The organism is Kribbella sp., from assembly GCF_035655035.1.
Taxonomy (GTDB): Bacteria; Actinomycetota; Actinomycetes; order Propionibacteriales; family Kribbellaceae; genus Kribbella.
The window spans coordinates 1-6668 of the sequence record NZ_DASRVN010000663.1 but is presented as its reverse complement, the minus strand read 5'-3'; the positions used below and the strand labels follow the sequence as shown (position 1 = coordinate 6668).

Here is a 6668-nt window from a genome sequence, read left to right as displayed (position 1 = left end):
CTCGACGTTGCCGACCACGTGGTCGACGGCCTGGAAGAGGCGCTTCGGGTGGTCCGCGGGGCGCTGTACCTGGGTCTGCGCGGCGACGAAGCCCGGGAGGTACGGTCCGTCGTACCTGCTGCGGTCGATCAGCGTGTGCCGGGTGTCGCCGTACGCCGCGATCGCCGCGCGCCGGACCGTGCCGTGCTCGTCGGTGACGTCGTTCGGCTCCTCGAGGACGACCGCGCCGACCTTGCGGGCGTGCGCGATGCACTTGTCCACGTCCGGGACCTCGAGGGCGATGTCCGCGACGCCGTCGCCGTGCTTGCGGTGGTGGTCGAGCAGGGCGCTCCGCGGGCCGACGCCGCCGGAGATCACGAAGCGCGCGGAGCCGGACTTCAGGACGTACGACTTCGCGTCCTTGCTGCCGGTCTCCGGGCCGGAGTACGCGACCAGGTCCATGCCGAAGCCGAGCTGGTACCACTTCGCGGTCTGGGTCGCGTTGCCGACCACGAACACCACGGCGTCCATCGCGGTGACCGGGAACGGGTCGGTGCTCTCGTCGTACGGCACCAGACCGACGAGCTGCTTCAACTGGTCGAGGTCGAGATCGGCGTCGAGCTCTGCGGGGGTGAGGTCGGTGCTGGTCATCGGGGTCCTCCCGGGTCGCGGGTACTTGCCACCGAGCCTTGTTGTTTGAGCGCAGGTTGCGCAACAGTTTGTTGTTTGACCAGGCAATATGCACAGCATCGTGCGGGTGTTGGTAGGCTATTTGGTCAGTCTGACTATTACCGGAGGATTCGCATGTCGGTGGACGCGCTGGATGCCCGGATCCTGCGGCTGTTCGCCGCCGAGCCGCGGGTCGGCGTACTGGAGGCGTCCCGCCGCCTGGGTGTCGCGCGAGGCACCGTGCAGGCCCGCCTCGACCGCCTGCAACGCGACGGCGTCGTCCGGGGCTGGGGCCCCGACATCGACACCGCCGCGATCGGCTACCCCGTGACCGCGTTCGCCACGCTGCAGATCGAACAGGGCTCCGGCCACACCGCGGTCGCCGAGGCGCTGGCTCGAATCCCCGAGGTCCTCGAGGTCCACACGATCACCGGCGCCGAGGACCTCTGGTGCCGGATAGTCGCCCGCTCCAACGCGGACCTGCAACGCGTGATCGACCAGGTGGTCATCGTCCGCGGCATCCAGCGCGCCTCGACCGTCATCGCCCTGGCCGAACAGATCCCCCACCGAGTCCTCCCCCTGGTCGAGGCAGCCACCAAACCCTGACACCCCCGCTCCCCACCGACCACCCGGCGTGTGGGTGCCTGTGGAGCGGGTCAGGCGAGGCGCTTGGCGACCTCGACTGCGGCTCGGGCTACTCGGGGGCCGACGAAGTCTCGGTCGAGTTTGCCGAGGACGACCACGCCGATGGAGGCTTCGACCCCGGGGACGCCGAGGACGGGTGAGGAGACGCCTTGGGCACCGGCTTGGAGTTCGCCGGCGGTTACCACGAACGGGCGGCCGGCGGGGTCGGGTTTGCGGCGGCCGGCCAGGATCGCCTTGCCGGCGGCACCCTGGTCCAGCGCATGGCGGGAGCCCATCCGGTAGGACACGTGGTAATCGGTCCAGCTCGGCTCGACGACCGCGATCGCCAGCGCCTCTTCACCGTCGGCAACTGTCAGGTGCGCGGTGGCGCCGGTGTCTTCGGCCAAAGAACGCAGTACCGGAAGCGCGGCATCCCGGAGCGTCGGCTGCACCCGGCGGCTGTAGTGCAGTACGGCGAGACCGAGCCGGGCCCGCCCTTCGCTGTCCCGCCGCACCAGCCGGTGCAGCTCCAGCGTGTTCACCAGGCGGTACACCACCGTCCGGCTGACCCCCAGCGCCGCCGCGAGCTCGGTGATGGAGAGCCCGTCCGGGGCGTCCGCCAGCAACTCGAGGACGGTGAGTCCCCGGTCGAGCGTCTGCGAGGTCTCGGCTGGCACCCAGCAAGAGTATCCGCTATTCGGGCACGGCCCGATGGGCCCGTATCTTGCTGCCGTGCGAAATTACTGGTCGCTGCTCCCCGCCGTCCTGGTGATCGTGGGCCTGATTCTGGTCTATGCCGTTCCGACCATCATCAACCCGCAGTGGACGAGCTCGATCATGGCGCTGTTCCGCAGTACGGCGCTGCCGGCCGACGCCACGCCGGAGGAGACCCGCCGGGCGGCCGGGGTGCTCGGTCCGCAGCAGCTGCGGTCCCGCCGGATGCTGGCGATCGCGATGGTGGTCGGCGCGCTCGCGATCGTCGGCTTCAACATCTCGCTGAACCGCGAGGCGGTCGGCTGCTACAAGGCGGCCCGCGCGTTCGGCGCGATCGACGGCCCGGACACCAAGGACCCGTGCTACGAGATGATCTACGGCACGTTCCTCGGCGACGGCACCGGGACCGCGGAGGAGAAGTCCCCGCAGCCGCTGCAGTACTACCAGCTCGTGAAGGGCAACCGGCCGAAGTACCTGAAGTGGATCCAGAACGCCCCGAAGTACGACGAGGCGAACCTGCTGGTCCCGGCCGGCGGCAAGTGCGTGAGCGACCTGCGGGTCGAGCAGTCCGACACCGAGATCAAGATCTACCTGGACAGCGACGTACCGTGCCCGCCGGACAGCAACATCTCGCTGACCCCGGTCAAGCTGAAGAAGCCGCTCGGCGACCGCAAGATCGTCACGGTCGGCGGCAAGGAGATGACCGAGGTGAACCCGGACATGGACTCCTGGTTCACCGTGCTGGGGAAGCTCGCCACCGGCGGCTGAGCGGCCTCAGCTCAGCGCACGGGTCCGCGCGTCGTACACCCGGAACGGCCGGTTCCGGGCCAGCAGGATCAGCAGCCCGGTGATGCAGACCGCGGCGCCGCCGAGCAGCGCGACCGTCGGGCTGGTCAGCGAGGACGTGGTCCCGACGACGAAGTCGCCGAGCCGCGGCCCGCCCGCGACCACCACGATGAACACCCCCTGCAGCCGCCCGCGCATCGCGTCCGGCGCCGCGGACTGCAACACGGTGTTCCGGTACGCCGAACTCACCATGTCGGCCGCTCCGGACATCGCCAGCAGCGCGACGCCGAGCCAGATCGTCCGGGACAACCCGAACAGCCCGACGGCCGCGGCGTACGCCGTGATCGCCAGCACGATCGCCACCCCCTGCCGGCGGACCCGGGTCACCCACCCGGAGAACAGCACGCCGAGCAGCGCCCCGATCGCCGGCGCGGCCTGCAGTACGCCGACGGTCCGCACGCCGCCGCCGAAGAACGCGCCGGCCACCGCCGGGAACAGCGCCCGCGGCTGCGCGAACACCATCGCGAGGATGTCCGCGAGGAAGGTCGCGAGCAGCGCTGGTGCCGCGCGCAGGAACGTGAACCCCTCGAGCACCGACCGCAGCCCGGCCCGCCGTACCTCGCCGGTCGGCGCGACCCGGGGCAGCCGGAACAGCGCGTACAGCGCCGCGGTGAACGTGATCACGTCGACCAGGTACGCCGCCGCGAACCCTTGCCAGGCGATCACCGCCGCACCGAGCAACGGCCCGGCGGTGAAGCCCAGGTTGAACGCGGCCTGGCTGAGCGTGTTCGCGGCCGGCAGCAGCTCCGGCCGGATCAGCCGCGGGATGATCGCGGACCGGGCCGGGTTGTTCACCGCGAAACACGCCGACTGGCAGGCGACCACGGCGTACAGCACTCCGACCTGGGCCCAGCCGAGGTGCGACTGCAGGACCAGGACCATGGACAGCAGCCAGAGCCCGGTCGACGAGACCAGCGCGAGCGTACGGCGGTCGATCGCGTCGGCCATCGCGCCGCCGTACAGCCCGAAGACGATCAGCGGGACCAGCGAGCAGAGGCCGACCAGCCCGACCGCGAACGTCGAGTGCGTCAGCGCGTACACCTGGATCGAGACGGTCACCGCGGTCATCTGCTGACCGAGCTGCGACACCGTCGACCCGATCCACAGCCTCCGGAAGTCGGCGGACTCACGCAGCGGACGGATGTCGGTGAGCAGACGCACGCTGACAACTTATGCCACGGTGTAAACGCTCACACCCGCGGGAACAGCTCGTGCTCGAGTGGCCGGCCCACCGGCAGGTCGAGGCCGTCGGTGACGACGTGGCCGGCGCCGGTGTACGTCGCCTCCGCGTCGAAGTAGATGTTCACGTGCGCGATCCGCGGGTCGTCGGTGAGGTTCGGGGTCGCGGAGTGCGCCAGGTACGCGTTGTGGAAGGTGCAGTCGCCGGCCCGCAGCGGGATCGTCAGGCGCTCCTCCCAGCGCAGGTCGGGTGCCGCGCGGAACATGTCGTCGCGGTCGGACAGGTCCTGGCTGCGCAGGTCCTGGTGGTTCTGCGAGCCGGGGATGAAGGTCATGCAGCCGCGCTCCACAGGTACGTCGACGAGCGCGATCCAGGCGGACAGCGAGGCGCGGGATCCGGCGTGCGGCCAGTACGGGGCGTCCTGGTGGAACTCGGTCGCGGCGCCGTTGTGCGGAGGCTTGACCAGCAGCTGGTCGTGCCAGATCCGCACCGGTACGCCGGCCAGCGCGGTCGCGGCCGCTGCCAGCCGCGGGTCCAGCGTGAGCTCCTTGAGTACGTCGTTCTGCCGCCAGACGTTGACGTACTGGTTGAAGATCTTCGAGCCCTCGAAGTTGTCGTCGGCGTTCGCGGTCCAGGCGGTCGCCGCCGCCGCGAACCGGGCTGCCTCGTCGCGGCCGATGATGTTCCGGATCCGGACGACGCCGTCCCGGCGGTAGGCGGAAATCGTCTGCTCGTCGAGCGCTGCGGGTGCCGTAGGGTCGGTCGTGGTCATCGGGTGCTCCTCGGATTCCGTCGTACTGGAAGGTGATTCCAGCCTCGCGGGGCGGGCCTTCCGGGGACAGGATGTGGTTGACCTGAGGTTGACTGAAATTGACCTCCTGGGAGGTTTGGTGCACAACGTGCTGAGCAGTGAGGTGTTCCCGGATCCGCGGCTGCCGGTGGCCGGGGAGCGGATCGAGGTCGTTGCGGACGTGGCGGTGCACAGTCACGCGTTCTTCGAGATCGCGGTGGTGGTCGCGGGCCGCGGGACGCATGTGTCGGCGGGTGGTGAGGTGGAACTGGGGCCGGACTCGGTGGTGGTGATTCGTCCGGGCGAGTGGCACGGGTACGTCGAATGCACCGGTTTGGTAGTCCGCAACGCTTACCTGGGACCGGATGTGTTCGGGTTGCTGTCGGGGGCGCTGGTACCAGGAGGCGCGCGGCCGGCGGGCGCGGGCGTGGCGGTGGGGCCTGCGATGCATCCGGCGGTGCAGCAGGCGATGCGAGTGCTGGAGGCTGACCTGGCCGAGCCCTGGACACTCGAGCAGTTGGGGGCTCGCGTCCACCTTGCGCCTGGGTACTTGATTCGGGTGTTCGGGAAATCCGTCGGGATGTCGCCGATGGCGTACCTGCACCGGATCCGCGCCGAGCGCGCGGCGGGCCTGCTGATCGAGACCGAGCTGCCGGTGGCGACGATCGGCGCGGCGGTCGGCTGGCACGACCCGAGCCACGCGACCCGGCGATTCCGCTCGACATTCGGACTGAGTCCATCCCAGTACCGGGCCGCTTTCAGACCGTAGGCAAAGATGTGCGTATGACGTCGTCGCTGCAAACGCCTGATCCGAATCCCGGTTGGCTGTCCGAGTTCGCGCTCGCCGAGACCCGGACACGGGTCCCGATCCTGTACGTCGAGGCCGTCCCGGCCCGGGTCGACGCGCTGGGGCAGATCGAGCACATCGGGGTCCTGCTTCGGACCTCGGCCGCGACCGGGGAGATCATCCGTACGCTGGTCTCCGGGCGGGTGCTGCACAACGAGTCGATCCGCGACGCGCTGCAGCGCAACATCGAGAAGGACCTCGGGCCGGCCGCGTTCCCCCGGCTGCCCGCGTCGCTGGTCCCGGTGACGGTCGCGGAGTACTTCCCGTTCCCCGGCATGACCCCGCTGCATGACCCGCGTCAGCACGCGGTCGCGCTGGTGTACGTCGTACCGGTCACCGGCGAGTGCAACCCGCGTCAGGACGCGCTCGAGCTCACCTGGCTGACTCCGGAGGAGGCGCTGGCGCCGAGCCTGCTCAACGACCTGGAGGGCGGCCGCGGCCAGCTCCTCAAGCAGGCCCTCGCCTGGTCCGGCGCCATCGTCTGACCTCACCAGGGCAGGCGGCCTTCTTCGGCGTACACCTGCCCGGTCGGACCGTCGGCGGCCAGCGTCGCCAGCCCGACCGCGACTGCTGCCCCCTGCGCGGGCGTCCGGGCGGCGGTCCAGCCGCCCATGTCCGTGGCGCAGTTGCCGGGGTCGGCGGCGTTGACCAGGATGCCGGTGCCGCGCAGTTCGTTGGCGAGCATCACGGTCACCATGTTCACGGCCGCCTTCGACGAGTTGTATCCGAGCGTCAGCACCGTCGACATCCGCGACTCCGGGTCCCCGACCTGCGTGAACGACGCCAGCGACGTCGACAGGTTCACGACCCGCGCCGCCTCCGCCTTCCGGAGCAGCGGCAGAAACGCCTGCGTCACCCCGACCAGCCCGATCACGTTCGTCTCGAACGCGGACCGCAGTACGTCGCGCGCCACCTCCGACACCGCCCCGTCCCCCGCCGGGATGATCGCGGCGTTGTTCACGAGTACGTCGAGCCGGCCGTACGCGGACTCGACCTCCGTCGCCGCCGCCCGTACCGAC

At 70.2% G+C, this 6668-nt stretch carries 9 protein-coding genes; 4 read left to right on the top strand and 5 right to left on the bottom strand.

The genetic code is table 11. The annotated features are described in order from the left end of the window. Positions 1-630: VOC family protein (locus tag VFF46_RS34710; RefSeq protein ID WP_325041485.1), on the bottom strand; the 630-nt coding region annotated here is incomplete at its 3' end. A gap of 153 nt (positions 631-783) precedes the next feature. Here VFF46_RS34710 and VFF46_RS34705 point away from each other — a divergent pair. Further along, complete coding sequence (locus tag VFF46_RS34705) at positions 784-1254, top strand: Lrp/AsnC family transcriptional regulator (RefSeq protein WP_325041484.1); 471 nt, start codon at positions 784-786, stop codon at positions 1252-1254. 50 nt (positions 1255-1304) lie between these two features. Here the strand turns inward: VFF46_RS34705 and VFF46_RS34700 are convergent, their stop codons facing one another. Continuing rightward, positions 1305-1949, bottom strand: coding sequence for an IclR family transcriptional regulator (locus tag VFF46_RS34700; RefSeq protein ID WP_209698258.1), 645 nt, complete (start codon positions 1947-1949; stop codon positions 1305-1307). 55 nt (positions 1950-2004) lie between these two features. Here VFF46_RS34700 and VFF46_RS34695 point away from each other — a divergent pair, with 55 nt between their 5' ends. Then, the gene (locus tag VFF46_RS34695) at positions 2005-2754 is read left to right on the top strand and encodes a hypothetical protein (protein WP_325041483.1); all 750 of its coding nucleotides are present in this window, start codon (positions 2005-2007) and stop codon (positions 2752-2754) included. A gap of 6 nt (positions 2755-2760) precedes the next feature. Here the strand turns inward: VFF46_RS34695 and VFF46_RS34690 are convergent, their stop codons facing one another. Next, entirely contained in the window at positions 2761-3993 is a 1233-nt protein-coding gene (locus tag VFF46_RS34690) for an MFS transporter (protein WP_325041482.1), read from the bottom strand. Positions 3994-4022: 29 nt separating this feature from the next. Further along, entirely contained in the window at positions 4023-4784 is a 762-nt protein-coding gene (locus VFF46_RS34685; RefSeq protein WP_325041481.1) for a phytanoyl-CoA dioxygenase family protein, read from the bottom strand. Positions 4785-4902: 118 nt separating this feature from the next. On the opposite strand from VFF46_RS34685, the gene VFF46_RS34680 reads away from it, so the two are divergent. Together VFF46_RS34680 and VFF46_RS34675 are read left to right on the top strand one after the other, a co-directional pair. Continuing rightward, positions 4903-5571, top strand: a complete 669-nt coding sequence (locus VFF46_RS34680) for an AraC family transcriptional regulator (RefSeq protein ID WP_325041480.1) — start codon at positions 4903-4905, stop codon at positions 5569-5571. Positions 5572-5585: 14 nt separating this feature from the next. Next, the gene (locus VFF46_RS34675) at positions 5586-6134 is read left to right on the top strand and encodes an NUDIX hydrolase family protein (RefSeq protein WP_325041479.1); all 549 of its coding nucleotides are present in this window, start codon (positions 5586-5588) and stop codon (positions 6132-6134) included. A 2-nt stretch (positions 6135-6136) separates the two neighbouring features. Here VFF46_RS34675 and VFF46_RS34670 read toward each other — a convergent pair. Continuing rightward, positions 6137-6668, bottom strand: a 532-nt coding sequence (locus tag VFF46_RS34670) for an SDR family NAD(P)-dependent oxidoreductase (RefSeq protein WP_325041478.1), incomplete at its 5' end; no start/stop codon positions are given.